The sequence below is a fragment of the Pseudomonas sp. BNK-30 genome (assembly GCF_047456185.1).
In the GTDB taxonomy this organism is placed as follows: Bacteria; Pseudomonadota; Gammaproteobacteria; order Pseudomonadales; family Pseudomonadaceae; genus Aquipseudomonas; species Aquipseudomonas putida_E.
On record NZ_CP179904.1, the window covers coordinates 4,336,512 to 4,363,460 of the forward strand.

Consider the following 26,949-nt stretch of genomic DNA (forward strand, 5'->3'; position numbering starts at 1 on the left):
CTTGACCACCATCGTTTCTGTCCGCCGTCACGGCAAAGTCGTCATGGGCGGCGACGGCCAGGTATCTCTCGGCAACACCGTCATGAAAGGCAACGCCAAAAAGGTACGTCGCCTGTACAACGGTGAGGTCATCGCCGGTTTCGCCGGCGCCACCGCCGACGCGTTCACCCTGTTCGAGCGCTTCGAAGCCCAACTGCAGAAACACTCCGGCCATTTGGTGCGGGCCGCCGTCGAGCTGGCCAAAGAATGGCGTACCGACCGCTCCCTGAGCCGCCTGGAGGCCATGCTGGCCGTGGCCAACAAGGACGCATCGCTGATCATCACCGGCAACGGTGACGTGGTCGAGCCAGAAGACGGCCTGATCGCCATGGGCTCCGGCGGCGCCTACGCCCAGGCCGCGGCCCGCGCCCTGCTGAACAAGACTGACCTCTCGGCCCGCGAAATCGCCGAAACCGCACTGAACATCGCCGGTGACATCTGCGTGTTCACCAACCACAACCTGACCATCGAGGAGCAGGACCTGGCCGAGTGATCAGCTGTTCTGGCGCCCCGTCCCGGTGACGGGGCTTTTCCACGCTGACTCATTCTGCTCGAGGACCATTTTCATCATGTCCATGACCCCCCGCGAGATCGTCCACGAACTCAACCGCCACATCATCGGCCAGGACGACGCCAAGCGCGCCGTGGCCATCGCCCTGCGCAACCGCTGGCGGCGGATGCAGCTGCCAGCCGAGCTGCGCGCCGAGGTGACACCTAAAAACATTCTGATGATCGGCCCCACCGGCGTCGGCAAGACCGAAATTGCCCGCCGCCTGGCCAAGCTGGCCAACGCACCATTCCTCAAGGTCGAAGCGACCAAGTTCACCGAGGTGGGCTACGTTGGCCGCGATGTCGAGTCGATCATCCGCGACCTGGCCGACGCCGCGATGAAGATGCTGCGCGAGCAAGAGATCATCCGCGTGCGCCACCGCGCCGAAGATGCCGCCGAAGACCGTATTCTCGACGCCCTGCTGCCGCAGGCCCGGGTCACCAGCTTCAGCGAGGAAGCCGCGCAGACCAGCAGCGACTCCAATACCCGCCAGCTGTTCCGCAAGCGCCTGCGTGAAGGCCAACTGGACGACAAGGAAATCGAAATCGAGGTGGCCGACGCCGTTGGCGTCGAAATCGCCGCGCCGCCCGGCATGGAAGAGATGACCAACCAGCTGCAGAGCCTGTTCGCCAACATGGGCAAGGGCAAGCGCAAGGCGCGCAAGCTCAAGGTCAAAGAAGCGCTGAAGATGGTTCGCGACGAAGAAGCGAGCCGCCTGGTCAACGATGATGACTTGAAGGCAAAGGCCCTGGAAGCGGTCGAACAGCACGGCATCGTATTCATCGACGAAATCGACAAGGTGGCCAAGCGTGGCAACGTCGGCGGCGCTGATGTGTCCCGTGAAGGCGTGCAGCGCGACCTGCTGCCACTGATCGAAGGCTGCACCGTCAACACCAAGCTGGGCATGGTCAAGACCGACCACATCCTGTTCATCGCCTCCGGCGCGTTCCACCTGAGCAAGCCGAGCGACCTGGTCCCTGAACTGCAAGGCCGCCTGCCGATCCGCGTGGAGCTCAAGGCGCTGACCCCGGAAGACTTCGAGCGCATCCTGCAAGAGCCGCACGCTTCGCTGACCGAGCAGTACCGCGAGCTGCTCAAGACCGAAGGCCTGAACATCGAGTTCAAGGCAGACGGTATCAAGCGCCTGGCCGAGATCGCCTTCCAGGTCAACGAGAAGACCGAGAACATCGGTGCCCGCCGCCTGCACACCCTGCTCGAGCGCCTGCTCGAAGAGGTGTCGTTCAGTGCCGGCGACCTGGCCAGTGCACATGATGAAGCACCGATCCAGATCGACGCAGCGTACGTGAACGGCCATCTGGGTGAGCTGGCCCAGAACGAAGACCTGTCGCGCTACATCCTTTAAGCGGCGAGCTGCAAGCTGCAAGCGACAAGCTGTTTGGCGTCGCTTGCAGCACTGCGCTCACATGATCTTTCCATGGTGGCTCTAATATCACTTCTTGCAGCTTGAAGCTTGAAGCTTGAAGCTTGAAGCTTGAAGCTTGTCGCTCAGAAGAGATTCAGACCATGGCCCGCATGCCAACCGCCATCAACCTGCACAAAGCCTCCAGGACACTCAGCCTCACCTACGGTCCCGACGAGGCCTATCACCTGCCCGCCGAATTCCTGCGCGTGCACTCCCCCTCCGCCGAGGTCCAGGGCCACGGCAACCCCATCCTGCAATTCGGCAAGATCAATGTCGGCCTCAGCGGCCTTGAGCCCGCTGGCCAATATGCACTGAAACTGACCTTCGACGACGGCCATGACAGCGGGCTGTTCACCTGGGAATACCTGGAGCAACTGTGCCTGCGTCAGGAACAACTCTGGGCCGAGTACCTCGATGAGTTGCACAAGGCCGGCAAATCCCGCGATCCTGCCGAAACAGTGGTCAAACTGATGCTCTAGCTCAAGCCTTCCACGCTTTAGAGCGCATTTTCTAATCTCATCTGCTTGAATGCCCTACAGACAGCTCATTCAAGGGCTGTCTTGCGCATTACATGAAAGTCGGGTAACCAATGGAGCTGGCAAGTTCCCTGCATTGCTTTGAAGGCAGTCAGGGCATGGCCGGTATGTAGAGGTCGCGAGCGAAAGCAGGCTGTCTTCACACGCAGATTCCCCCGCAGCTCATCGCCGATTGCATCCGGCCCGCAGCACCGCTGTTCCTTATCACTGGTCACCCGAGTAGCAGTACCGGGCTGTCGACTGTGCATGCGCCACAGCAAACCGGTACTCGTCTCAGGACAACGGAGCGTCGTAGATGAGTAACAAGAACAACGATGAGTTGCAGCGGCAAGCCTCGGACAACACCCTGGGCCTGAACCCGGTCATCGGCATCCGCCGCAAGGACCTGCTGAGCTCTGCGCGTACCGTGCTGCGCCAGGCCGTGCGCCAGCCGCTGCACAGCGCCAAACACGTGGCACATTTCGGCCTGGAGCTGAAAAACGTGCTGCTGGGCAAGTCCAGCCTGGCCCCCGAGGGCGACGACCGTCGCTTCCAGGACCCGGCCTGGAGCAAGAACCCGCTGTACCGCCGCTACCTACAAACCTATCTGGCCTGGCGCAAGGAGCTGCAGGACTGGATCGGCAACAGCGACCTGTCGCCCCAGGACATCAGCCGCGGGCAATTCGTCATCAACCTGATGACCGAAGCCATGGCGCCGACCAATACCCTGTCCAACCCGGCGGCGGTCAAACGCTTCTTCGAAACCGGCGGCAAGAGCCTGCTCGACGGCCTGTCCAACCTGGCCAAGGACGTGGTCAACAACGGTGGCATGCCCAGCCAGGTCAACATGGACGCCTTTGAAGTGGGCAAGAACCTCGGTACCAGCGAAGGCGCCGTGGTGTACCGCAATGACGTGCTGGAGCTGATCCAGTACAGCCCAATCACCGAGCAGGTGCACGCCCGCCCTTTGCTGGTGGTGCCGCCACAGATCAACAAGTTCTACGTCTTCGACCTGAGCCCTGAGAAAAGCTTGGCGCGCTTCTGCCTGCGCTCGCATCAGCAGACCTTCATCATCAGTTGGCGCAACCCGACCAAAGCCCAGCGTGAGTGGGGCCTGTCGACCTACATCGACGCACTCAAGGAAGCGGTCGACGCGGTCCTGGCGATTACCGGCAGCAAGGACCTGAACATGCTCGGTGCCTGCTCCGGCGGCATCACCTGCACCGCACTGGTTGGCCACTACGCCGCGCTGGGCGAGAAGAAGGTGAATGCGCTGACCCTGCTGGTCAGCGTGCTGGACACCACCCTGGATACCCAGGTGGCATTGTTCGTCGACGAGCTGACTCTGGAGTCGGCCAAGCGCCACTCCTACCAGGCCGGCGTGCTCGAAGGCAGCGACATGGCCAAAGTGTTCGCCTGGATGCGCCCCAACGACCTGATCTGGAACTACTGGGTCAACAACTACCTGCTCGGCAACGAGCCGCCCGTATTCGACATCCTGTTCTGGAACAACGACACCACGCGCCTGCCGGCGGCCTTCCACGGCGACCTGATCGAAATGTTCAAGAACAACCCGTTGACCCGCGCCGATGCACTGGAAGTGTGCGGGACCGCCATCGACCTGAAAAAGGTCAAGTGCGACATCTTCAGTGTGGCCGGCACCGCCGACCATATTACCCCGTGGCAGTCGTGCTACCGCTCGGCGCACCTGTTTGGCGGCAAGATCGAGTTTGTCCTGTCCAACAGCGGCCACATCCAGAGCATCCTCAACCCGCCGGGCAACCCCAAGGCGCGTTTCCTGACTGGCGCGGACCGCCCCGGCGACGCATTGGCCTGGCAAGAGAACGCAGACAAGCATGCCGACTCCTGGTGGCTGTATTGGCAGGCATGGCTGAGCGAGCGCGCCGGCGACCTGAAAAAGGCGCCGGCCCGCCTGGGCAACCGTGCCTATGCCGCAGGTGAAGCCGCACCGGGAACTTACGTTCACGAACGTTGAGTTGTAACGCCGTGGCTGCCCACCGGCAGGCCACGGCGCTTCATTCACCACAGAGTCATGCGCATGTCGTCACACTACATATTCCGGACCGTCGAGCTGGACGACCAGTCCATCCGCACTGCCGTGCGCCCAGGCAAGCCGCACCTGACGCCGCTGCTGATCTTCAATGGCATCGGCGCCAACCTGGAGCTGGTGTTCCCGTTCATCGAAGCGCTGGACCCGGACCTCGAAGTCATTGCCTTCGACGTGCCAGGCGTGGGTGGCTCCTCCACCCCCCGCCACCCCTATCGCTTCCCCGGCCTGGCCAAGCTGACCGCACGCATGCTCGACTACCTGGACTACGGCCAGGTCAACGTGATCGGGGTGTCCTGGGGCGGCGCCCTGGCCCAGCAGTTCGCCCATGACTATCCGGAACGCTGCAAGAAATTGGTGCTGGCCGCTACCGCCGCCGGTGCAGTGATGGTGCCGGGCAAGCCGAAAGTACTGTGGAACATGGCCAGCCCTCGGCGTTACATCCAGCCCTCACATGTGATCCGCATCGCTCCGCTGATCTATGGCGGCGCCTTTCGCCGCAACCCTGACCTTGCCATGCACCATGCCTCCAAGGTGCGCTCCGGCGGCAAGCTGGGCTACTACTGGCAGTTGTTCGCCGGGCTGGGCTGGACCAGCATCCACTGGCTGCACAAGATCCAGCAGCCCACCCTGGTGCTGGCCGGCGACGACGATCCGCTGATCCCACTGATCAACATGCGCTTGCTGGCCTGGCGAATTCCCAATGCCCAGCTACATATTATCGACGACGGTCATCTGTTCCTGATCACCCGGGCTGAGGCCGTCGCCCCGATCATCATGAAGTTCCTCGAGCAAGAACGTCAGCGCGCGGTCATGCACCCCCGCCCGGCCTCCGGCGGCTAGGGTGCTGTTTGCTGTTGTTCTGTCCCGACCGTGGCCTGACGAAGGAGTGCTGCCATGAAAGACAAACCGGCCAAAGGAACGACAACGCTCCCCGCCATGAGCATGAACGCACAGAACGCGATCGTCGGCCTGCGCGGCCGCGACCTGATTTCCACGCTGCGCAATGTTGGCCGCCATGGCTTGCTCAACCCGTTGCATACCGCACGCCACCTGCTCGCCCTGAGCGGCCAGCTGGGGCGCGTGATGCTCGGCGACACACCCTATTCGCCAAGCCCGCGGGACGCGCGCTTCAGCGATCCTACATGGAGCCAGAACCCGTTTTACCGCCGTGGCCTGCAGGCCTATCTGGCCTGGCAGAAGCAGACCCGCCTGTGGATCGATGAAAGCCACCTGGACGACGATGACCGGGCCCGCGCGCATTTCCTGTTCAACCAGATCAACGACGCCCTGGCACCGAGCAACTCGTTGCTCAATCCGTTGGCGGTCAAGGAACTGCTCAATACCGGCGGGCAGAGCCTGGTGCGCGGCGTGGCCCACCTGCTCGATGACCTGCGCCACAACGACGGCCTGCCGCGCCAGGTGGACGAGCGCGCCTTCGAGGTGGGCGGCAACCTGGCCGCCACCCCGGGCGCTGTGGTGTTTCGCAACGAGATGCTGGAGCTGATCCAGTACAAGCCGATGAGTGAAAAACAGCACGCTCGGCCCTTGCTGGTGGTGCCGCCCCAGATCAACAAGTTCTATATCTTCGACATGCAGGCGAACAACAGCTTCGTCCAGTACATGCTCAAGAACGGTTTGCAGGTGTTCATGGTCAGCTGGCGCAACCCCGACCCGCGCCACCGCGAATGGGGCCTGTCCAGCTACGTTGAGGCACTTGAAGAGGCGCTCAACGCCTGCCGCAGCATCAGCGGCAACCGCGACCCCAACCTGATGGGGGCCTGCGCCGGCGGCCTGACCATGGCCGCGCTGCAGGGCCACCTGCAAGCCAAGCACCAACTGCGCCGGGTGCGCAGCGCCACCTACCTGGTCAGCTTGCTCGACAGCAAGTTTGACAGCCCCGCCAGCCTGTTCGCCGACGAGCAGACCATCGAAGCGGCCAAGCGCCGCTCTTACCAGCGCGGGGTACTGGATGGCAGCGAAGTGGCGCGGATCTTCGCCTGGATGCGGCCCAACGACCTGATCTGGAACTACTGGGTCAACAATTACCTGCTGGGCAAAACGCCCCCTGCTTTCGACATTCTCTACTGGAACGCCGACAGCACGCGACTGCCCGCTGCCCTGCATGGCGAACTGCTGGACTTCTTCAAGCTCAACCCGCTCACCCACCCCGCCGGGCTGGAAGTCTGCGGCACGCCCATCGACCTCAAGCAGGTCAACCTCGACAGCTTTACCGTGGCCGGCAGCAATGACCACATCACCCCATGGGATGCCGTGTACCGTTCGGCCCTGCTGTTGGGCGGCGAGCGACGGTTCGTGCTGGCCAACAGCGGGCACATCCAGAGCATCATCAACCCGCCCGGAAACCCCAAGGCCTACTACCTGGACAACCCCAGGCTATCGAGCGACCCGCGGGCCTGGTTCCACGATGCCAAGCGCAACGACGGCAGCTGGTGGCCCCTGTGGCTGGAATGGATAACCCCACGTTCCGGCCCGCTCAAGGCGCCGCGGGTGGAGCTGGGCAACGCAACCTACCCACCGCTGGGCCCCGCGCCAGGCACCTATGTCCTGACCCGATGAGCACAACGACTGGATGAAGACCCGCGACCGTATTCTCGAATGCGCCCTGCAGCTGTTCAACCAGCAGGGCGAGCCCAACGTTTCGACCCTTGAGATTGCCAACGAGCTAGGGATCAGCCCTGGCAACCTGTATTACCACTTCCACGGCAAAGAGCCTTTGATAATCGGCCTGTTCGAGCGCTTCGAAGAAGCGCTTGTGCCGCTGCTGGACCCGCCGCTGGAAGTGCGCCTGGATGCCGAGGACTACTGGCTGTTTCTGCACCTGATTGTCGAACGCATGGCCCAGTACCGCTTCCTGTTCCAGGACCTGTCGAACCTGACCGGTCGCCTGCCCAAGCTGGCGCGGGGCATGCGCAGCCTGATCAATGCGCTCAAGCGCACACTGGCGGCATTGCTGGCCAGCCTCAAGGGCCAGGGCCAGGTGGTCAGTGAGACGCAGGCACTGGGGCAACTGGTGGAGCAGATCACCCTGACGCTCATGTTTTCGCTGGATTACCAGCGGGTACTGGGGCGCGAGGGGGATGTAGGGATCGTGGTGTACCAGGTGATGATGCTGGTGGCGCCGCATCTGCAGGCGCCTGCGCGGGAGGCGGCGGAGCAGTTGGCGGTGCGGTATCTGGAGGGGTAGATAGCTTACAAGGTGCTGGAGCTGGCCCCATCGCCGGCAAGCCGGCCCCACACCTACCCTGCTGGCATTGAAACCAGCGGGGTACCTGTGGGAGCCGGCTTGCCGACGATGAGGGCAACCCGGTGTCAGGCTTCAGCGCTCACCGGTGCCGACGGCGCGCTGCTGGCCGGTGCCGCGCTTGGCGACGGCGCTGCGGTAGCGGCCGGTGTGGCGCTGGCCGCTGGGGCTGCCGGTTTGGCGGCGGCGGGTTTGGCCGGCGCTTTTTTCACGGCGGGCTTCTTCGCCGCAGCGGGTTTGGCTGCAGGCTTGGCGGCAACCGGCTTGGCTGCAGGTTTCGCTGCTGGCTTGGCCGCAGCAGTCTTGGCCGCAGGTTTTGCCGCCGCGGTTTTCGCCGCAGGCTTCGCTGCTGCCTTGGCCAGCGGTTTGGCCGCAGTCTTGCTGGCTGCCGGTTTGGCTGCAGCAGCGCGCGAGGAGACCGGTGTGACCGAGGCGCCGGTCAGCTTCTCGATCTGCTTGGTCAGGCTATCGACCTGCTGGTGCAGGGCCTTGATCTCGTTCCGGCTTGGCACACCGAGGCGCGAAATGGCGCTGTTCAGGCGTTTGTCGAAGGCTTCTTCGAGCTCGCTCCACTTGCCCAGTGCGCGATCTTTCACGCCGGACACACGCGAAGTGGTCGAGGCCTTGGCGTTATCGGCGACATCCTCGGCGGTTTTCTTCGCCTGCTTCTCGGCCTTCTCGCCATCTTTCACCAGCGAGTCGAACAGCTTCGGGCCGTCCTGGTCGATCTTCGAATAGATACCCAGCCCTGCCAGCCAGATCTTGCGGGAGTACTTCTCGACCCCGCCGACCCAGGAGCTGCCGTCTTTGTCGGAATTCTTCTTGCCAGCCATCCTGCTCTCCTTATGGTTTGTGCGCGACGCGCTCAAGCAGCTCATGCAGCTGTTCAAGCTTGATGGACAACGCCTCAACGTCATGTTTAGACGGAATGCCGAGGCGATTCAAGGCGCGACCGACCCGCGCGTCGAAAGCCTTCTCGATCTTGTCGAGTTGAACTTCGACCTTGCCACGTACGCGGCTGACTTCTTCGCTCGCTTCGTCGATCTGGGTGTTGGCGGCATCGAGTTCTTTGTCGATGCGCTTCTTGCCACGTTTCTCGACCCCTTCACCGGCTTTTACCAGCTCCTGAAAGTAGTCCGAACCCTCCTGGCCAACACGGGCGTAAGCGCCGATGCCTGCCAGCCAGATCTTGCGCGCGTAGCCGCGCACCTCGCCCAGCGTGCTTTGGGCGTCATCCTTTTTCTTCACATTCACTTTGGCCATGCTCTATACCTCATGCTCATGAGTGGAGGGAGAAACCGCCCATGGAGGCTGGGCTTGAGCATAAGGTAATGAGTGAAATTAGAATCTTCACCCTAAGAGCAGCTGCAGCTTTCAGACCAGAGCCTTGTCCAGCGCCCGCTCGATCTCACTCTTGATGGTGCCGCTCATCATCGACAGCATCATGCCCAACTTCAATTCGACACGGATGCTGTCCTCGCCAATATGTACGCTGCCGTTGGCGCCGCTGCGGGCGACGTCCACACGGTCACCGTTCCAGGTGGCCTTGAGGTCGTATTCCTGGCTCAGTTTGTCCACCAGCGCTTGGGCCTTGGCACGGGCGGCCTCGCGACCGAGGGAGTGTTTGCGTTCGACGCTGATCTGGGTCATGCGGGTGTTCCTGGATATGAAGACATAATCGGCATTATGCCCGCCCCTGCCGCACGGTACACCCCGCCAAGACAAATGCGCCCGTTCGCCCTAGAATGGCGATAATTTTTTCCGGTGAAGCGATATGAACGACCAGCGCAAAGGCGAACACGCCGAACCCACCACCCATTTCGGTTACCAGGATGTGCCCGAGAGCCAGAAGGCGAAGAAAGTCGCCGAAGTGTTCCACTCGGTGGCTGCCAAGTACGACCTGATGAACGACGTGCTTTCCGGCGGCATGCACCGCCTGTGGAAGCGCTTCACCATCGAGCTGTCAGGTGTGCGTAGCGGCAATCGGGTGCTGGACATCGCCGGCGGCACGGGTGATCTGGCAGCCAAGTTCTCGCGCCTGGTCGGCCCTACCGGCCAAGTGGTGCTCGCCGACATCAACGACTCGATGCTCAAGGTCGGCCGCGACCGCCTGCTCGACCGTGGCGTTGCCGGCAACATCGAATTCGTCCAGGCCGATGCCGAGAAACTGCCATTCCCGCACAACCACTTCGACTGCGTGACCATCGCCTTCGGCCTGCGCAACGTCACCCACAAGGACGAAGCCATCCGCTCGATGCTGCGCGTGCTCAAGCCGGGCGGGCGCCTGTTGATCCTGGAGTTCTCCAAGCCGACCAACAAGCTGATGTCCAAGGCCTACGACGCCTACTCGTTCGCCTTCATGCCCCTGGCCGGCAAGCTGATCACCAATGACTCCGAGAGCTACCGCTACCTCGCCGAATCGATCCGCATGCACCCCGACCAGGAAACCCTCAAGGCCATGATGGTCGATGCCGGTTTCGACCGGGTCACCTACCACAACATGACCAGCGGCATCGTCGCCGTGCACCGGGGAATCAAGCCCTGATGTTGCTGGCAGGGCTGCTCGCCAGCGTCGAACATGGCCTGAACCGCGTCCTGCGCATGGACAGCACGGCATTGCCGCGGCTGGGCGCGCTGGAAGGCAAGGTCATCGAAATCGATTGTCGCCAGCCGGCCCTGCAAGTGTTCATCCTGCCCGATGAAGAGGGCCTGATGCTTGCCGCCCACTGGCAAGGCGAGGTCGACTGCAGCCTGCGCGCGCCAGCCGGGAGCCTGCTGCAACTGGCCGTGGCCAAGGACAAGACGGCCGTGCTGCATAGCCCTCAGGTCGAGCTGCATGGCGACAGTGCCGTGCTGCTCGACCTGTTCGGTGTGTTGCAAGACCTGGAGCTGGACTGGGAACACGAACTGCAACGCTGGCTCGGCCCGGTCGCCACCTCGCTGCTCGCCGGCCACGTGCGCCTGCGTGCACGCTGGACCCGCCAAGGCCTGGCACGCTTCAGCCAGAACCTGTCCGAGTACCTGGCCGAAGAGTCGCGCACCCTGGTAGGCAAGCGCGAAGCCGAAGCCGCCTTCAGCGAGCTCGATACCCTGAAGGTCGATCTAGAACGCCTCGAGGCGCGCCTGCAGCGCCTCTCCCGATCCCTTGATACCAGCGATAACGCATGAAGCTGCTCGCCGTCCGTCGTCTCTTTCGCATCCAGCGCGTGGTGATCCGCTACCGCCTCGATGACCTGCTCTTCGACCTGCCGCTGCCGTGGTGGCTGCGCAGCCTGCGCCTGCTGATGCCATGGCGCTGGTTGCCTCGCACACCCTCCGAACTCAGCCGGGGAGCCCGCCTGCGCCTGGCGCTTCAGGACCTGGGGCCGATCTTCATCAAATTCGGCCAGTTGCTGTCCACCCGCCGCGACCTGCTGCCCACCGACATCGCCGACGAGCTGATGCTGCTGCAGGACCGCGTACCGCCGTTCGACCCGAAACAGGCCGTGGCGCTGATCGAAAGCCAGCTTGGCGCCAAGGTGGGTGAGGTGTTCAGCCGCTTCGACGTCGAGCCGCTGGCCTCGGCCTCGGTGGCCCAGGTGCATGCCGCGCGCCTGAAGACCGGCGAGGAAGTGGTGGTCAAGGTAGTACGCCCGGGCCTCAAACCAGTGATCGCCCAGGACCTTGCCTGGCTGTTCCTGATCGCAAAAGGCGCCGAGCGGGCTTCGGCCGATGCCCGCCGCCTGCACCCGGTGGAAATCGTCGGCGACTACGAAAAAACCATCTACGACGAACTCGACCTGCTCCGCGAGGCGGCCAACGCCAGCCAGCTGCGGCGCAACTTCGAAGGCTCGGAGCTGATGTACGTGCCCCAGGTCTACTGGGACCTGTGCCGCCCCAAGGTGCTGGTGATGGAGCGCATCTACGGCGTGCCGGTGACCGACATGGCCACCCTGGCCGACCAGCGCACCGACATGAAACTGCTGGCCGAGCGCGGTGTGGAGGTGTTTTTCACCCAGGTGTTCCGCCACAGTTTCTTCCATGCCGACATGCACCCCGGCAATATCTTCGTCAGCACGGTCAAGCCGTGGAGCCCGCAATACATCGCCATCGACTGCGGCATCGTCGGCAGCCTCACCGCCGAAGACCAGGACTACCTGGCACGCAACCTGATCGCCTTCTTCAAGCGCGACTACCGCCGTGTCGCCGAGCTGCACATCGACTCGGGGTGGGTACCGGCGCACACCAAGGTCAATGAATTCGAAGCGGCCATCCGTACCGTGTGCGAGCCGATCTTCGAAAAACCGCTCAAGGACATTTCCTTCGGCCAAGTGCTGATGCGCCTGTTCCAGACTGCCCGGCGCTTCAACATGGAAGTCCAGCCGCAGTTGGTGCTGCTGCAGAAGACCCTGCTCAACATCGAGGGCCTGGGCCGCCAGCTGTACCCCGACCTTGACCTGTGGAGTACCGCCAAACCGTTCCTGGAACGCTGGATGCGCGAGCGCTACAGCCCCAAGGCCATGTTCGGCAACCTGTACAGCCAGGCCGAACAGCTGCCGCACCTGGCCGGCATGACCCGCGACCTGCTCGAACGTCTTTCCCAGCCGCACCTGCACGACCCGCAACTGCCGGAGCGGCGCCGCCAGGGCGACCGCTGGGCACTGCGCCTGCTCGGTGCCGGCCTGCTGGGTGGCGGTGCGGTGCTGGCCGCCGGCGCCGCCGAGGCCGCCAGCCTCGCCGCCCCGGCCGCCTGGCCGGCTTGGCTGATGCTGGCCGCAGGCCTTTACCTGATCGTGCGCCAATAGCCAGCCGCGCTGCTGGCTGGCACACTAGCGCAAAGGGCCCGGTACAGGAGCGGGCCCGGTTTTGGAGTCGACGATGAAAGAGTGGCTGGACGAGATCAAGTGGAGCAGCGACGGCCTGGTACCGGCGATCGCCCAGGACCACAAGACCGGACGCGTGCTGATGATGGCCTGGATGAACCGCGAATCGCTGGCCCTCACTGCCGCCGAGCAACGCGCCATCTACTGGTCGCGCTCGCGTGGCAAGCTGTGGCGCAAGGGCGAGGAATCGGGGCATGTGCAGAAGCTGCACGAAATGCGCCTGGACTGTGATGCCGACGTGATCATCCTGATGGTCGAGCAACTGGGCCATATCGCCTGCCATACCGGCCGTGAAAGCTGCTTCTACCGCGTCTTCGAAGACGGCCAGTGGAAAACCGTCGATCCGGTGTTGAAAGACCCGCATGCCATCTACAACGCAGGACACTGACATGAGCGACACCCTCAACCGCCTGGCCGAAGTGCTCGAAGAACGCAAGCACGCGGCCCCCGACAGCTCCTACGTGGCCAGCCTGTACCACAAGGGCCTGAACAAGATCCTCGAAAAGCTCGGCGAAGAGTCCGTCGAGACCATCATCGCTGCCAAGGACGCAGAGGTCAGCAAGGATTGCAGTGATGTCATCTATGAAACCGCCGACCTGTGGTTTCATAGCCTGGTCATGCTCAGTGCACTGGGCCAGCACCCACAAGCCGTGCTCGATGAACTGGAACGCCGCTTCGGCCTGTCCGGGCACGATGAAAAGGCCGCTCGCGAGCCCTCGGCCTGACCAAATAGCATTCTAGGAGAGCACCATGGGTATTTTTGACTGGAAACACTGGATCGTCCTGCTGGTCGTCGTCGTCCTGGTGTTCGGCACCAAGAAGCTGAAGAACTTCGGCAGTGACCTTGGCGAATCGATCAAGGGCTTCCGCAAAGCCATGAACGAAGAAGAAAGCAAACCCACCGAGCAGACCCCACCGCCTGCCCAGCCGGTACCGCCGGTGCAGAACACCGCACAACAGCCACAGGGCCACACCATCGAGGGCCAGGCGCAACCGGTCCAAGAGCCGCAGCGGAAAGACTGAACCATGTTCGGCATGAGTTTCAGCGAGTTACTGCTCGTCGGCCTCGTCGCGCTGCTGGTGCTCGGCCCCGAGCGCCTGCCCGGCGCCGCGCGCACTGCAGGGCTGTGGATCGGCCGGCTCAAGCGCAGCTTCAATTCGATCAAGATGGAAGTCGAGCGCGAAATCGGTGCCGATGACATCCGCCGACAGTTGCACAACGAGCACATCCTGCAAATGGAACAGGAAGCCAAGCGCATCCTCAACCCGCTGACGCCGCCTGCCCAGCCACCCGCCGCTGTGGCCACCGAGCAGCCCGCCGCCACGCCAACATCGGCACCGGTAGCGCCGGCGCCTGCGCCTGAGCAGCCCGAACAGCCTCAACCGCCGCGAGCCCCATGAGCGAAAAACCGCAAGACGACCAGCCCATGCCGCTGGTCTCGCACCTGACCGAACTGCGCACCCGCCTGCTGCGCTGCGTGGCTGCCATCTTCCTGATTTTTGCCGGGCTGTTCTCCTTCGCCCAGCAGATCTACACCCTGGTCTCGGCGCCACTGCGCGAACACCTGCCGGCCAACGCCACGATGATCGCCACCGACGTGGCCTCGCCGTTCCTGACGCCGTTCAAGCTGACCATGATCGTTTCGCTGTTCCTGGCGATCCCGTTCATCCTGCAGCAGATCTGGGGTTTTATCGCGCCTGGCCTGTATCGCCACGAAAAGCGCATCGCCATTCCGCTGCTGGTGTCGAGCATCTTCCTGTTCTATGCCGGCATGGCCTTCGCCTACTTCCTGGTGTTCCCGCTGATCTTCGGCTTCTTCGCCAGCGCCACGCCGGAAGGCGTGTCGATGATGACCGACATTTCCAGTTATCTGGACTTCGTCATGACGTTGTTCTTCGCCTTCGGTGTTGCCTTCGAGATCCCGGTAGCGGTGGTGCTGCTGGTGTGGATCGGCGTGGTCGACGTGCAATACCTGAAGAAAATCCGCCCCTACGTGATCATCGGCTGCTTCGTGGTCGGCATGATCCTGACCCCGCCCGACATCTTCTCGCAGACCTTGCTCGCCGTGCCCATGTGGCTGCTGTTCGAGATCGGCGTGCTGTGTGGCAGCCTGATCCGCAAGCGCAGCCACGCCGAAGATGACACGGCAAACGACCCCAACGACCAGCCACCAGCGACCCAGCCGTGAACCTGTTGCTTCTTGAAGAGGCCGACTTCGTGTCGGCCGACCGCGTCGTCCTTGCCGATCGGCGCTTCACCCATATGCAGGAGATTCACCGCGTGGTGGTGGGCGACAGCCTGCGCGTGGGCCGCATCAATGGCCTGATGGGCACCGCCACCGTGGTACGTCTGGCACAGCACGAAGCCGAGCTTGAAGTCGGCTTCGACCAGCCGCCGCCGGCCAAGCTGCCGCTGACCCTGGTGCTGGCCGTGCCGCGGCCAAAAATGCTGCGCAGGCTGTTCCAGACCGTCGCCACACTGGGCGTACAGCGGTTGATCCTGGTCAACAGCTACAAGGTCGAAAAAAGCTTCTGGCAGACGCCGTTCCTCAACCCCGAGAGCATCCGCGACAACCTGATACTGGGCCTGGAACAGGCCCGCGACACGGTGCTGCCCGAGGTGGTCATCGAAAAACGCTTCAAACCGTTCGTCGAAGACCGCCTGCCTGCCATCGCCGACGGCACCCTGGGCCTGGTTGGCCACCCCGGCCCCTACCCCGCGTGCCCGCGCGCCGTCGAAGGCCCGGTGACACTGGCCATTGGCCCCGAGGGCGGCTGGATCCCCTACGAAGTCGAGTTGCTGGGCAAAGCAGGGCTCGCGCCAGTGCAGTTGGGTGACCGCATCCTGCGTGTGGAAACCGCCGTAACAGCCTTGCTTTCAAGGATTTTCTGACAAACGGGTCAGGATTTTCCCATCAAGTTTCCCCGGCGCAGGCCGATGCCTAGGCAACACAACAATAATCCGTGCTGCCAAGTTTACCGGGGAGTCGAACATGTTCCGATGGGTTACCGAAACGCTGGGAAATGTGAGCGTCAATCGCAAACTGGGGCTGGGCTTTGGCCTGGTACTGTTACTGACTCTGGCCATCACCTTCACTGGCTGGCAAGGCATGAACAGCATCATCGACCGTGGTGACAAGCTGGGCAATATCTCGGTCATCAGCCAGGGCACCCAGGAACTGCGCATCGCGCGTCAGCATTACCAGCGCGATCGCAACGAAGCGGCGATCGGCGAACTGGAAAAAGCCCTCGCTGGCCTCGACCGCCAGATCAGCCTCATGCTCGGCCAGATCGAGCAACCCGTCGATCATCAGCGCCTGCAGCAACAGCAGGAGGCGGTGCGCAAATATCAGCAAGCTTTCGCCGACCTCAAGCAGGCCGGGCAACGACGCGAAGCCAGCCGAAGCGCACTGGGTGACAGTGCCGACAAGGCAGCCGAGCTTATCAGCAGGGTGCAAGAGCGCCTGCTGCAAGCCGGCGATATCACGCCCTACCAGAGCACGGTAGAGGTCAGTGCCCTGCTACAGCAAGCACGCTTCCAGGTGCGCGGCTACACCTACAGTGGCGAAGCGAACTACCAGCAGACTGCGCTCAACGCCATCGACCAGGCCATGACCAACCTCAAGGCGCTACCGGCCAAGCTGCCCGCCGAATATGCCGCCAGCCTCGATGACTCGATGTCGGCCCTCGCCGCTTACCGCGATGCGGTCAACCAGTTCGGTAGCGCGCAATCGGCCAGTGATCAGGCCCTGCAGGTGATGACTGATCAAGGCACCGTGCTGATGGATAACAGCCAGAAGATGACGGTTTCACAGACCGAAGTCCGCGATGCAGGCTCGCGCAAGGCAAAAACCTTGCTTGCCTCTGCCACGGCACTGGCGTTGGTACTGGGCCTGCTCGCGGCCTGGGCCATCACTCGGCAGATCATCGTCCCGCTGCGCCAGACACTGGCCGCCGCCGAGCGCGTGGCCAACGGCGACCTGCGCCAGGACCTTCTGGCAACCCGCCGCGACGAGCTGGGGCAGTTGCAGGCCAGCATGCAGCGCATGACCCAAGGCCTGCGCGAACTGATCGGTGGTATCGGTGACGGTGTCACGCAGATAGCCAGCGCCGCCGAAGAGCTTTCGGCGGTAACCGAGCAGACCAGCGCCGGGGTCAACAACCAAAAGGTCGAAACCGACCAGGTGGCCACTGCCATGAACGAAATGGCGGCCACCGTGCATGAAGTGGCACGCAATGCTGAGCAAGCCTCGGAGGCGGCCCTCATGGCGGATCAGCAGGCGCGTGAAGGTGATCGGGTTGTCAGCGAAGCGGTGGCGCAAATCGAGCGCCTGGCCGGTGAAGTGGTCAACTCCAGCGAGGCGATGAACCAGCTCAAGGCCGAAAGCGACAAGATCGGCAGCGTGCTGGATGTGATCAAGTCGGTGGCCCAGCAAACCAACCTGCTGGCCCTCAATGCGGCCATCGAAGCGGCGCGGGCCGGTGAGGCCGGCCGTGGCTTTGCCGTGGTCGCCGACGAAGTGCGCAGCCTGGCGCAGCGTACCCAGCAGTCCACCGAAGAGATCGAAGAGCTGATTGCCGGTTTGCAAAGCGGAACGCAGCGGGTGGCCAGCGTGATGGACGCCAGCCGCCAGCTCACCGACAGCAGCGTCGAGCTGACCCGCCGCGCCGGCACTTCGCTGGAGACCATCACCCGAACCGTGTCGTCGATCCAGGCGATGAACCAGCAGATCGCCACGGCCGCCGAACAGCAGAGTGCGACCGCCGAGGAGATCAACCGCAGCGTGATCAATGTGCGGGATATCTCCGACCAGACTTCGGCGGCGAGTGAGGAGACGGCCAGCTCCAGTGTCGAGCTTGCGCGGCTGGGCACACACCTGCAGAACCTGGTTGGCCGTTTCAGGCTTTAAGCACACGCCAGCCCTGTCGCAAACGAGCTGCCGACAGGGCTGGTACTAATTCCTACATGCGCTACTGAAGTTTCCTACCTTATTTTCAGGTCAAGTCCTACAAGCCATCCGCCGATGGGCAGGAGTGCCATGCCGGCAAAGCGCCAGCGTGGCTTACCCACTCAACTGGATGGAGACTTGCCATGTTCAGCTACCTCAACCGCAGGATTGGCAACATCAGTGTCGGCGCCAAGCTCGCCTTGGGTTTCGCCGTAGTGCTGCTGCTAACCTTGGCCACCGCGGTCAGTGGCTGGCGCGCTCTGGACGGCGCCATTACCCGCTCGGAACAGCTCAGCGAAATTGGCCGGATCAATGATCTGGTCAAGGATCTGCGTGCCGAGCGCATTACCTATAGGGTGCTGGCCGATGATGCCAGCAAGGCGCAGATAAGCAGCATCCTGCAACAGCTCGACGGCATGCTGACGACACTGCAACAACGCAGTAGTGTCGACGAGTCACGCCAGATACTCACCCAGAAGCTGCAACTGCTGCAGCGGCTGAACGACAACTTTGCCAGCTTGCAGCGTACCGTCGAAAGCCGACGTGCCCTGCGCGAGGCCATGCAGGCGCAGGAACAAAAACTCAACGCCGTCATTGATGAGCTCGAGACCCAGGCATTGCTGAAAATGCCCGCCGATACCCAACAAGGTGGCCTACTGGGGCTGATGGACACCCTCAGCCGCCACGTAGACGGGGCCAATCAGCAAAGCCTCGTGCCGGCCTACACTTTCTCACCGCTAGAGGACTACGCCAAGGTCGGCGAGGTTGCACTGGACGCCGCCGACAAAAGCCTCGAACAACTGATCAAGGCTCTTACCCCCTTGGGCCTGCCGCGGGCAGTGATGGAGCAGCCTGGCGTCGAGCTGGGCAAGTACCGAGCCACCCTCGGTCAGTATCGAAGCGCCGCCCTGATTGTCGAGCAGTTGCAAAGCGAAATGGAGCAGATGGGCAACGAACTGCGTGCTGTGAGCCTGGAGTTGGGTGAAAGGAAGGTCGAGCAGCGCGACAGCGAAGCACTGGCCGCCCGCTCGCTGTTGACCAGCGTTGCGGTACTGGCCTTGCTGGTGGGCGTAGCAGCCGGCTGGCTGATCACCTTGCAGATCACCCAGCCGCTACGCCAGACCCTGGCGGTGGCAGCGCGCATCGCCCGGGGTGACCTGAGCCAGGTGGAGCCTGTGGGTCGTCGTGACGAAATGGGCCAGCTGCAGGCCAGCATGCAGGAAATGACCCTGAGCCTGCGCAAGCTGATCGGCGGTATCGATCAAGGTGTTGGCCATTTGTCTCAGGCCGCCACACAACTGGCAGCCAGCAGCGAGGACACCAAGCTGCGCATCAGCCAGCAGCGCGAGGAAACCGATCAGGTCGCCACTGCCATGAACCAGATGAGCGCCACGGTCCAGGAAGTCGCGCAAAACGCCGAACAAGCTTCATTGGCGGCAACCAACGCCGACCAGCAGGCCCAGCAGGGCGATGAGGTGGTGACTGAAGCCATTGGCCGTATCGAGCAACTGGCCAGGCAAATGGACGACTGCCTGGCAGCTATGCAGCATCTGGCGGGCGAAAGCCAGCGCATTGGCAGCATTCTCGATGTGATCAAGTCGGTCTCCGAGCAAACCAACCTGTTGGCGCTCAACGCTGCCATCGAGGCTGCCCGAGCAGGTGAGGCCGGCCGTGGTTTTGCCGTGGTGGCTGATGAAGTGCGCGGCTTGGCGCAGCGTACACAGCAGTCCACGGAGGAGATCGAGCAATTGATCGAAAGCTTGCACAACGGCACCGACGAGGTGACCAGCCTGCTCGACAACAGCAAACGCCTGACCGAACAAAGTGTCGAGCTGAGCCGCAAGGCCGGGGATGCCTTGAGCCAGATCACCGATACGGTGTCGAGCATCCAGGGCATGAACCAGCAGATTGCCACGGCCAGCGAGCAACAGAGTGTGGTGGCCGAACAGATAAACCGCAGTGTGATCAGCGTGCGCGATGCGTCAGACCAGACCAGTGCGGCCAGCGAACAAACGGCAGCTTCAAGCGGCGAGCTGGAGCAGCTGGGCCAGCAGCTGCGAGGTATGGTCGGGCGTTTCAGCCTCTGAAAGCTTCAAGCCACAAGCTAAAGCCGAACGCTATGGGCCGCCCATCACCGCCCGGCTTTAGCTTGCAGCTGCTTTCAGAGCACTTGGCGCAGGAACGCTTGCGCCCGCGGATCCTTCGGCGAGGCAAAGAACGCCGCAGGCGCCGAATCCTCCAGCAGCTTGCCGTGATCGAAGAACAGCACGCGGTCGGCCACTTCGCGGGCAAAACCCATTTCATGGGTCACGCAGACCATGGTCATGCCTTCCTGGGCCAGTGTCTTCATCACGTCCAGCACTTCACCGACCATTTCCGGGTCGAGCGCGGAGGTCGGCTCGTCGAACAGCATCACCTTGGGCTCCATCGCCAGCGCACGGGCAATCGCCACCCGTTGCTGCTGACCACCGGAAAGCCGCGAGGGGTACTCATTGGCCTTCTCCGAGATACCCACCTTTTCCAGCAACGCCCGCGCCTTGGCCTCACGCTCTGCCTTGCCACGCTTGCGCACGACCTTCTGCGCCAGGCACAGGTTTTCCAGCACCGTCATGTGCGGGAACAGGTTGAAATGCTGGAACACCATGCCGACTTCGCGGCGGTAGGCGTTGATGTCGGTTTTCGGATCTTCCAACCGCAGCCCGTTGATGGCCACATGGCCCTCGTCGAAATGCTCCAGGCCGTTGAGGCAGCGCAGGAAGGTCGACTTGCCGGACCCCGACGGGCCAAGCACCACGACCACTTCACCCTTGGCCACCTGGGTGGTGACGTTGTCCACCGCACGCACTACCTGGCCTCGGGTGTCGAACACTTTCAAAAGGTCACGGACTTCAATCACTTTGCGCAAGCCTCCGCTCGAGCCGGCTGGCCAGATGCGACAGCGGCAGGTTGATCAGCAGGTACAGGCCTGCCACGCAGAACCATATCTCGAATGTCGAGAACGAAGTGGTGATGGCCTCACGGCCGCTCTTGGTCAGTTCGGTGATGGCGATCACCGAGACCAGCGAGGTGTCCTTGACCAGGCTGATGAACTGCCCGGCCAGCGGAGGCAGTACGCGTTTGAACGCCTGCGGCAGGATCACGTGACGCATCGACTGGCTGGCGTTAAGGCCGAGCGAGCGGGCCGCCTCATTCTGCCCCTTGGCGATCGACTGCACGCCGGCCCGCACGATCTCGGCCACGTAAGCACCGGTGAACAGCGCCAGCGCTGCCACCCCGGCGAACTCACGGGACAGGTTGAGCACGGTACCGATGAAGAAGTAGAAGATGAATATCTGCACCAGCAGCGGCGTGCCGCGCACCAGTTCGACATAGACGGTCGACAGGTCGCGCAGGGTCGGGTTGTTCGACAACCGGCACAACCCGGCAAACAGGCCGATCACCAGGCCCAGCGCCCCGGACACTACCGAGATCCACAATGTGGTCCACAGGCCCCAGGCCAGTGGGCCAGCAGCCCAGTGACGGGTGACGCCGACCTGATCACCTTCGGCCACATCGTCACCGCGGCTCAGTTGTAGGCTGTCCTTGGCCACATCGAGCACCTGCTCACCGCCGTTCTCATCCTTGAGCGTAACGCGGGCGTTATCGCCGGAGACGACGATGTCCTGCACCGTGCCGTAATCGCTGGCACGCTGCACGTCCTCGGCCTTGTAGGCAAAGTATTGTGGTACGCGGTTCCAGCGCCACTCGTAGGAAATCATCGAGGTGGCCAGGTACAGGCTGATCGCCAGGCCCACCAGGACCAGCGCCGTCAGCGCATGCCAGGGCCATTGGGCTTTCTTGTGTTTGATCACGGGGTTACTCCAGAAAGCGGCAAGCCGCAAGCCACAAGCTGCAAGGAAAAGCAGACCGCGTATTGGCCCACCTCCTCTTGCAGCTTGCAGCTTGCGGCTTGAAGCTACTTCTTATTCCATTTCCTTCAGCCAGTCCTTGTTCTTGAACCACTTGTCGTGGATACGATCGTAGGTCCCGTCGTGCTTGATCTGGTGCAGGAAGTTGTTGATGAAGTTGATGCTGTCGTAATCGCCCTTCTTCAAGCCGAATGCCAGCGGCTCGTAGGTGAAGGGCTCGTCGAGGAACAGCAGCTTGCCGGCACCGGCCTTGTCGACCGCCACCACGTTGTACGGCGCATCGTAGACAAAGGCATCAGCCTTGCCGTTGACCACGTCCATCACCGCTTCCTGCTCATTGTCGTAGCCATGGTACGTGGCCTTGGCGATCAGCTTCTTGGCGACCATCTCGCCGGTGGTACCGAGCTTGGAGGTGATGCGGTACTTCTCGTTGTTCAGGTCTTTGTACGACTTGATCTCGCCAGCCAGATCCTTGCGGATCAGCAGGGTCTGGCCAACCACGATGAACGGTTCGCTGAAGTTCAGGCGCAGGTTGCGTTCCTGGGTCAGGGTCATGCCGCTGCCGATCATGTCGAACTTGTCGGTCAGCAGGGCCGGGATGATGCCGTCATAGGCGGTGGAGACGGTCTCCAGCTTGACGCCCATGGATTTGGCCATGGCTTTGAGGATATCGACTTCGAAGCCGATGATTTCGCCGCGCTTGTTGGTCATCTGGAACGGCATGTAGGTCGGGTCCATGCCCACCCGCAAGGTACCGCGCTTGACCGCGTCGTCGATGGCACCGGCCTGGGCCGAGGCCACCGCGACCAGCGCCGTGACGCCGACCAGCAGCCGCGAAAGGTATTTCTTCATCATCACCAAGTCCCCTAGCAAGAAAAGTAGCGAATCTTATTGTTGGCACGGCCGTACCGGCCGGCATGGCTTATCGGAGAGGGATGCTAACGCATGGCGGCCCTGGGACCTAGAGCCGGGGGGGACTTTGTTGGCCAAAATCCGAGGGGATGAGAAAGATTGGAAAACCCTGTCGCCGGCAAGCCGGCGAAAGGGCCGCATAGCGGCCCCAGAGTCGGTCAGGCGCCAACCAGGCTAGGTTGCGCCTCGTCCGCCGGGTGCAACGGCAACAACGGCGAATGTGGGTCGTTGTTGATCGATGCACGCCACACGTCGATCCAGGCGGCATTGTGCTCGGCCCATACCTGTGCATGCAGACGCGCCAAGGCGACCGGGTCGCTCAGCAAGGCAAGGCGAGTACCCAGGTCCAGCCCTTTGGGCCCGACCTCGATCGCCTTGGCAAGGCGCTCGGCGCGCATCGCCTCGATCGGTGCTGCCTGGCCATGACGGGCAGTGGCCATGGCACAGGCCAGGGCGTTCTGCCGAGGGTCGACCACAGCGCGGACGAAGCCGTCGTGCAGGGCATGCCAGCGGTTCTCGTGGGTGTACTGGTCGGTGGCGAGCAGCTCCTGGGGCGTTGCGTACTCCTCAGGGATCAGGAACAGCTTCTCGTCCTTGGCCGCCAGGCCCAGGCGTGTGCGGCTGGAGATCACCGAAACGGGGATCGACAGCACCAGCGAACCAACGATCGGCGCCAGCCACCACAGGAAGCTCGGGTTCAGCCACGCCACCAGCGCCGCCCAGGCAATACCCAACAGGGTTTGCGGGCCGTGGCGACGTACCGCCTCGCTCCACGGGGTGGAGTCGTCGTCACGCTGCGGCGAGTTCCAGGTCGCAGCCCAGCCGAGGAATGCGGCCAGCACGAAGCGGGTGTGGAAGATCATCCGCACTGGCGCCAGCAGCATGGAGAACAGCATCTCCATCAGCATCGACAAGGTGACCTTGAACCGCCCGCCGAACTCGACCGCGCCCTTGGCCCAGATCAGGATGATACTGAGCAGCTTGGGCAAGAACAGCAGCACGATGGTGGTGGAGAACAGCGCGACGGCCTTCTCCGGGTGCCACTGCGGCCACAGCGGGTAGAGCTGGTACGGCTCGATGAAGTATTGCGGCTCCATCAGCGTGTTGGTTGCCAGCAGCGCGGTCGACAGCACCAGGAAGAAGAACCACAGCGGCGCCGACAGGTAAGACATCACGCCCGTGAGGAAAACCGCACGGTGCACCGGGTGCATGCCCTTGACCAGGAACAGGCGGAAGTTCATCAGGTTGCCGTGGCACCAGCGGCGGTCGCGCTTGAGCTCGTCGAGCAGGTTCGGCGGCAGCTCTTCATAGCTGCCCGGCAGGTCATAGGCAATCCACACGCCCCAGCCGGCACGGCGCATCAGCGCCGCTTCGACGAAGTCGTGGGAAAGGATCGCGCCGGCGAAAGCGCCCTTGCCAGGCAACGGCGCCAGGGCGCAGTGCTCGATGAAAGGCTTCATGCGAATGATCGCGTTGTGGCCCCAGTAGTGCGACTCGCCCAGTTGCCAGAAGTGCAGGCCGGCGGTGAACAGCGGGCCGTAGACGCGGGTGGCGAACTGCTGCATGCGCGCATACAGCGTGTCCATACCCGAGGCTTTGGGCGCGGTCTGGATGATGCCAGCGTCCGGATTGGCCTCCATCAGGCGTACCAGGCTGCTCAGGCACTCGCCACTCATGACGCTGTCGGCGTCGAGCACGACCATGTACTTGTATTCGCCACCCCAGCGACGGCAGAAGTCGTCGAGGTTGCCGCTCTTGCGCTTCACGCGGCGGCGGCGGCGGCGATAGAAGATGCGGCCGAAGCCTTTGGTCTCGCGGCACACGTCCAGCCAGGCCTGTTGCTCGGCCACGGCAATGTCAGTGTCGTTGGTATCGCTGAGCACGAAAAAATCGAAACGGTCGAGGTTGCCGCTGGCGGCGACCGACTCGAAGGTCGCCCGCAGCCCTGCGAACACGCGCGGCACGTCTTCGTTGCAAATAGGCATCACCAGCGCGGTACGTGCTTCAGGAGCGATCGGCTCGCTGCCGGCACTGCTGCCGGAGATACGGTATTTGTCGCGGCCGGTGAGCAACTCGAGGAAGCCCATCAGCGCCGTCCAGAAGCCCGCCGACACCCAGCAGAAGAGGATGCCGAAGAGGATCAGGATGGACGTTTGCAACGCGTACGGCCAGACCTGCACTACGGTATCCCACAACGGCTGGTTGACCACTTCGTCGAGGTCGACGAACGACCAGCCCTGGTAAGGCAGGATGCCCTTCATGTACCAGCCGGCGACGAGCGTCTGGCCGATCATGAGGGTCAGCAGGATATAGCGGCGAATCGAGCCGACCGTGCGCCAGCGCGCCAGCGGCAACTCGCGCTTTGGCGGCTGCGGCGCGTTGGGGCGGCCGGTCATGCGCCGCCACATGCGGATCAGCACATTGGTGCGCCATGGCTCGGGCACGACCCGGGTACGCTTGATCGGCGGTGCGATCTTCAGGCAAAGCCGGCCGCTGCCGTCGACGCCAAGCATCTGGGCATCTTCCAGTTCGGCCGCGCTGCCTACAGTCAGGCGCGGGCCCACCGAGGCCTGCACGGCCTCAGTGGTGGTGGCGGTCGCATTGCCCGCCAGGCGTTGGTGCAACTCACTGAACGAGGTGCAACTGGCGAGTTCCGCGCGCTGCTCATCGCTCAGTGGGAGGTGGGCCAGGTACTCGCCAAGCGATTCCGGCCTTGCGCTTGAGTTACTCATCGGCAGGCAACTGATAGCTCCAGGTCTCGGTCAGCACTTTTTCGGTGGTGGCCGGGGTCCCGTTGGTGGATGCCGCATCGGCGGCAGGTTGTTCGGCCTTGGCAGGTTGCTCGGCCTTGGCGGCTTTTTCAGCCTTGCCATGCTTGGCTGCGGTCTTGTCGTGTTTGGTTTCTTCGGCAGGCTTGGCTGCTTCGACCGGAACATCGCTGACCAGTGCGGCCCGCATCTCGGTAGCCTTCTTGGCTTCCTTGATCTTCAACCGCAAAGTCAGGCGCCAGCCCTTGGTCTCTGGGTTATAGCGCAGATTGTTCTCGACCACTTCTGCGTTGTCGCCGACGCTGATCTGGCTGCGTACCGCGGCGTCTTCCGGCAGGGCGGCCAAGGCCGGGCCGGCGAAGTCGACCAGGAACGCTACGCTACCGTCTGGTTGACGGATCAGGTTGGACTGCTTGACGTCACCGGTGGAACGCATGGTCTGGGTAACCGAACCCAGCTCCTGGGCCTGGAAACGCGACTCGTCGATGGTCCAGTGCATGCGGTAGTCGTACTCGAACGGCTTGCCCGGCTCCGGCAGGGTTTCTGGGCTCCAGAAGGCAACGATATTGTCGTTGGTTTCGTCGGCAGTCGGGATCTCGACCAGATCGACGGTGCCTTTGCCCCAGTCGCCCTTAGGCTCGATCCAGGCGCTCGGACGCTTCTGGTAGTTGTCGTCGAGGTCTTCGTAATCCTTGAAATCGCGATGACGCTGCATCAGGCCGAAACCGCGCGGGTTCTCGACGCTGAAGTTGCTCACCGACAGGTGTTTGGGGTTGTTCAGCGGGCGCCACAGCCACTCGCCGTTACCGGCGTGGATCGACAGGCCTTCGGAGTCATGCAGGGCCGGGCGATAGTTCATGACCTTGGAGGGCTGGTTAGGGCCGAACAGGTACATGCTGGTCAGCGGCGCGATGCCCAGACGGCTGACGTGGTCACGCAGGAACACGCGGGACTGCACATCGACCACGGTATCGTTGCCCGGGCGCAGGATCAGCTTGTAGGCACCGGTTGAGCGCGGCGAATCCAGCAAGGCGTAGATCACCAGGTGCTTGTCGGCCGGCTTGGGTTTCTCGACCCAGAATTCGGTGAACCGCGGGAACTCTTCGCCCGACGGCAGCGCGGTGTCGATGGCCAGGCCACGGGCCGACAGGCCGTACACATGCCCTTTGCCGACCACACGGAAATAACTGGCCCCCAGCAGGGTCATGATTTCATCCTGCTTGTCGGCCTTGTTGATCGGGTAAAGCACGCGGAAACCGGCGTAGCCCAGGTTCTTGGTGGTATCCGGGTCGTGGGGCACGTCGCCGAACTCGAAACGGTTCGGGTCGTACTTGATTTCCTCGACGGTGGTGGCGGTGACTTCGTTGATTTTCACCGGCGTGTCGAAGTGCATGCCCTGGTGGTAGAAGGACAGCTTGAACGGCGTCTTGTCCTTGGCCCACTCGGCCTTTTCCTGCAGGAAGCGAATCTTCTGGTAGTCGGCGAACTTCATGTCGCGGAAGACTGCCGGCAGATTGCTTTTCGGTGCTTCGTACTTCTGGCCGGCGAGATCCTTTGCCTTGGCTGCAACATCGTCAAGATTGAATGCCCACAGCTGGCCCGCGCTCATCAGGCCGACCAGTGCGGCACTGGCCATCAGGGCCTTGCGCAGCCGATTGCCGGGGATTCTAGATGCTTTATGGGGACTAAC

26 protein-coding genes and 2 pseudogenes are annotated in these 26,949 nt (G+C 62.8%); 20 read left to right on the forward strand and 8 right to left on the reverse strand.

Going from position 1 to position 26,949, the window contains the following annotated elements; all coding sequences use genetic code 11:
* Position 1 precedes the first annotated feature (1 nt).
* The 7 genes from hslV to ACMGGN_RS20135 all read left to right on the forward strand — a co-directional run bounded on the left by hslV (position 2) and on the right by ACMGGN_RS20135 (position 7,803).
* Positions 2-532, forward strand: coding sequence for an ATP-dependent protease subunit HslV (hslV, locus tag ACMGGN_RS20105; protein ID WP_012312406.1), 531 nt, complete (start codon positions 2-4; stop codon positions 530-532).
* A gap of 76 nt (positions 533-608) precedes the next feature.
* Positions 609-1,952 (forward strand): ATP-dependent protease ATPase subunit HslU, encoded by a 1,344-nt coding sequence (gene hslU, locus ACMGGN_RS20110; RefSeq protein ID WP_046785022.1) that lies wholly within the window; start codon positions 609-611, stop codon positions 1,950-1,952.
* A 161-nt stretch (positions 1,953-2,113) separates the two neighbouring features.
* Entirely contained in the window at positions 2,114-2,491 is a 378-nt protein-coding gene (locus tag ACMGGN_RS20115) for a gamma-butyrobetaine hydroxylase-like domain-containing protein (protein ID WP_046785021.1), read from the forward strand.
* Between the two features lie 352 nt (positions 2,492-2,843).
* A complete protein-coding gene (phaC, locus tag ACMGGN_RS20120) occupies positions 2,844-4,523 on the forward strand; it encodes a class II poly(R)-hydroxyalkanoic acid synthase (RefSeq protein ID WP_414156245.1) in 1,680 nt (559 codons plus the stop codon).
* Between the two features lie 63 nt (positions 4,524-4,586).
* Positions 4,587-5,438, forward strand: coding sequence for a poly(3-hydroxyalkanoate) depolymerase (gene phaZ, locus ACMGGN_RS20125; RefSeq protein ID WP_046785019.1), 852 nt, complete (start codon positions 4,587-4,589; stop codon positions 5,436-5,438).
* 54 nt (positions 5,439-5,492) lie between these two features.
* A complete protein-coding gene (phaC, locus tag ACMGGN_RS20130; RefSeq protein WP_161871888.1) occupies positions 5,493-7,175 on the forward strand; it encodes a class II poly(R)-hydroxyalkanoic acid synthase in 1,683 nt (560 codons plus the stop codon).
* 13 nt (positions 7,176-7,188) lie between these two features.
* Positions 7,189-7,803: a TetR/AcrR family transcriptional regulator gene (locus tag ACMGGN_RS20135; protein WP_115273414.1), complete on the forward strand. Its 615-nt coding sequence runs from the start codon at positions 7,189-7,191 to the stop codon at positions 7,801-7,803.
* A gap of 125 nt (positions 7,804-7,928) precedes the next feature.
* Here ACMGGN_RS20135 and ACMGGN_RS20140 read toward each other — a convergent pair whose 3' ends face one another.
* The 3 genes from ACMGGN_RS20140 to ACMGGN_RS20150 form a co-directional block, all read right to left on the reverse strand.
* Positions 7,929-8,693: a phasin family protein gene (locus ACMGGN_RS20140; RefSeq protein WP_115273413.1), complete on the reverse strand. Its 765-nt coding sequence runs from the start codon at positions 8,691-8,693 to the stop codon at positions 7,929-7,931.
* A 10-nt stretch (positions 8,694-8,703) separates the two neighbouring features.
* Positions 8,704-9,123, reverse strand: a complete 420-nt coding sequence (locus ACMGGN_RS20145) for a phasin family protein (RefSeq protein WP_046785015.1) — start codon at positions 9,121-9,123, stop codon at positions 8,704-8,706.
* 111 nt (positions 9,124-9,234) lie between these two features.
* Positions 9,235-9,510, reverse strand: a complete 276-nt coding sequence (locus ACMGGN_RS20150) for a polyhydroxyalkanoic acid system family protein (protein WP_046785014.1) — start codon at positions 9,508-9,510, stop codon at positions 9,235-9,237.
* A 124-nt stretch (positions 9,511-9,634) separates the two neighbouring features.
* Here ACMGGN_RS20150 and ubiE point away from each other — a divergent pair, with 124 nt between their 5' ends.
* The 13 genes and pseudogenes from ubiE (at position 9,635) to ACMGGN_RS20215 (ending at position 19,758) form a co-directional block, all read left to right on the forward strand.
* Positions 9,635-10,405: a bifunctional demethylmenaquinone methyltransferase/2-methoxy-6-polyprenyl-1,4-benzoquinol methylase UbiE gene (gene ubiE / locus ACMGGN_RS20155; RefSeq protein ID WP_414156246.1), complete on the forward strand. Its 771-nt coding sequence runs from the start codon at positions 9,635-9,637 to the stop codon at positions 10,403-10,405.
* Positions 10,405-11,028 (forward strand): SCP2 domain-containing protein, encoded by a 624-nt coding sequence (locus tag ACMGGN_RS20160; protein ID WP_046785013.1) that lies wholly within the window; start codon positions 10,405-10,407, stop codon positions 11,026-11,028. Before ubiE ends, ACMGGN_RS20160 begins: the two co-directional genes overlap by 1 nt.
* Positions 11,025-12,644, forward strand: a complete 1,620-nt coding sequence (ubiB, locus tag ACMGGN_RS20165; RefSeq protein ID WP_115273412.1) for a ubiquinone biosynthesis regulatory protein kinase UbiB — start codon at positions 11,025-11,027, stop codon at positions 12,642-12,644. Before ACMGGN_RS20160 ends, ubiB begins: the two co-directional genes overlap by 4 nt.
* Positions 12,645-12,717: 73 nt before the next feature.
* Complete coding sequence (gene hisI / locus ACMGGN_RS20170) at positions 12,718-13,110, forward strand: phosphoribosyl-AMP cyclohydrolase (protein WP_115273411.1); 393 nt, start codon at positions 12,718-12,720, stop codon at positions 13,108-13,110.
* 1 nt (position 13,111) lies between these two features.
* On the forward strand, positions 13,112-13,447 hold the full coding sequence (locus ACMGGN_RS20175) for a phosphoribosyl-ATP diphosphatase (protein WP_046785010.1): 336 nt from the start codon (positions 13,112-13,114) through the stop codon (positions 13,445-13,447).
* A 25-nt stretch (positions 13,448-13,472) separates the two neighbouring features.
* Positions 13,473-13,745, forward strand: coding sequence for a twin-arginine translocase TatA/TatE family subunit (locus ACMGGN_RS20180; protein WP_237859101.1), 273 nt, complete (start codon positions 13,473-13,475; stop codon positions 13,743-13,745).
* A gap of 3 nt (positions 13,746-13,748) precedes the next feature.
* The gene (gene tatB, locus ACMGGN_RS20185; RefSeq protein WP_115273409.1) at positions 13,749-14,123 is read left to right on the forward strand and encodes a Sec-independent protein translocase protein TatB; all 375 of its coding nucleotides are present in this window, start codon (positions 13,749-13,751) and stop codon (positions 14,121-14,123) included.
* Positions 14,120-14,911 carry a twin-arginine translocase subunit TatC gene (tatC, locus tag ACMGGN_RS20190; RefSeq protein ID WP_012312389.1) on the forward strand — a complete coding sequence of 264 codons (792 nt, stop codon included), beginning with the start codon at positions 14,120-14,122 and terminating at the stop codon, positions 14,909-14,911. Before tatB ends, tatC begins: the two co-directional genes overlap by 4 nt.
* Complete coding sequence (locus ACMGGN_RS20195; protein ID WP_115273408.1) at positions 14,908-15,615, forward strand: 16S rRNA (uracil(1498)-N(3))-methyltransferase; 708 nt, start codon at positions 14,908-14,910, stop codon at positions 15,613-15,615. Before tatC ends, ACMGGN_RS20195 begins: the two co-directional genes overlap by 4 nt.
* 217 nt (positions 15,616-15,832) lie before the next feature.
* Positions 15,833-16,777: pseudogene (locus tag ACMGGN_RS20200) on the forward strand (methyl-accepting chemotaxis protein); the annotation flags it as partial.
* Between the two features lie 141 nt (positions 16,778-16,918).
* The gene (locus ACMGGN_RS20205) at positions 16,919-17,632 is read left to right on the forward strand and encodes a methyl-accepting chemotaxis protein (RefSeq protein WP_414156845.1); all 714 of its coding nucleotides are present in this window, start codon (positions 16,919-16,921) and stop codon (positions 17,630-17,632) included.
* Positions 17,633-17,814: 182 nt separating this feature from the next.
* Positions 17,815-18,900 (forward strand): annotated as a pseudogene (locus ACMGGN_RS20210) (methyl-accepting chemotaxis protein); the annotation flags it as partial.
* Positions 18,895-19,758 (forward strand): methyl-accepting chemotaxis protein, encoded by an 864-nt coding sequence (locus tag ACMGGN_RS20215; protein ID WP_414156846.1) that lies wholly within the window; start codon positions 18,895-18,897, stop codon positions 19,756-19,758. The pseudogene ACMGGN_RS20210 and the gene ACMGGN_RS20215, both read left to right, overlap by 6 nt.
* A 74-nt stretch (positions 19,759-19,832) precedes the next feature.
* Here ACMGGN_RS20215 and ACMGGN_RS20220 read toward each other — a convergent pair whose 3' ends face one another.
* The 5 genes from ACMGGN_RS20220 to ACMGGN_RS20240 form a co-directional block, all read right to left on the reverse strand.
* Positions 19,833-20,567, reverse strand: coding sequence for an amino acid ABC transporter ATP-binding protein (locus ACMGGN_RS20220; RefSeq protein ID WP_012312385.1), 735 nt, complete (start codon positions 20,565-20,567; stop codon positions 19,833-19,835).
* Complete coding sequence (locus ACMGGN_RS20225; protein ID WP_012312384.1) at positions 20,560-21,522, reverse strand: amino acid ABC transporter permease; 963 nt, start codon at positions 21,520-21,522, stop codon at positions 20,560-20,562. The genes ACMGGN_RS20220 and ACMGGN_RS20225 overlap by 8 nt, the downstream gene beginning before the upstream one ends.
* Before the next feature lie 111 nt (positions 21,523-21,633).
* Entirely contained in the window at positions 21,634-22,431 is a 798-nt protein-coding gene (locus ACMGGN_RS20230; RefSeq protein WP_046785173.1) for a transporter substrate-binding domain-containing protein, read from the reverse strand.
* 218 nt (positions 22,432-22,649) lie between these two features.
* Positions 22,650-25,223, reverse strand: a complete 2,574-nt coding sequence (gene mdoH, locus ACMGGN_RS20235) for a glucans biosynthesis glucosyltransferase MdoH (protein WP_046785006.1) — start codon at positions 25,221-25,223, stop codon at positions 22,650-22,652.
* On the reverse strand, positions 25,216-26,895 hold the full coding sequence (locus ACMGGN_RS20240) for a glucan biosynthesis protein G (protein WP_239539342.1): 1,680 nt from the start codon (positions 26,893-26,895) through the stop codon (positions 25,216-25,218). The genes mdoH and ACMGGN_RS20240 overlap by 8 nt, the downstream gene beginning before the upstream one ends.
* Positions 26,896-26,949: the final 54 nt, after the last annotated feature.